The organism is Spirulina sp. CCY15215 (genome assembly GCF_016888125.1).
Lineage (GTDB): Bacteria > Cyanobacteriota > Cyanobacteriia > Cyanobacteriales > Spirulinaceae > CCY15215.
Genome location: NZ_JACSWA010000573.1, coordinates 1 through 337, shown reverse-complemented (window position 1 = coordinate 337; position 337 = coordinate 1). Strand labels below are relative to the sequence as shown.

At 45.7% G+C, this 337-nt stretch carries 1 protein-coding gene; it reads left to right on the top strand.

Annotated elements, in window-relative coordinates:
- The coding region (locus tag JUI58_RS20025) for a tetratricopeptide repeat protein (protein WP_204105583.1) at positions 1-337 on the top strand (337 nt) is incomplete at both ends.

Sequence of the window (337 nt, the reverse complement as noted above, 5' to 3'; positions counted from 1 at the left end):
AGTACCAACAGGCGATCGCACTCTATCAGCAATCACTGGAAATTAAACGCCAAATTGGAGACAGAGGGGGAGAAGCTGCTTCTTTAGGCAATTTAGGAAATGCTTACTACTCTCTAGGAGACTACCAACAGGCGATCGCACTCCATCAGCAATCACTGGAAATTAAACGCCAAATTGGGGACAGAAGGGGAGAAGCTAATTCTTTAATCGGTTTAGGAAATGCTTACGACTCCTTGGGAGAGTACCAACAGGCGATCGCACTCTATCAGCAATCACTGGAAATTAAACGCCAAATTGGAGACAGAGGGGGAGAAGCTGCTTCTTTAGGCAATTTAGG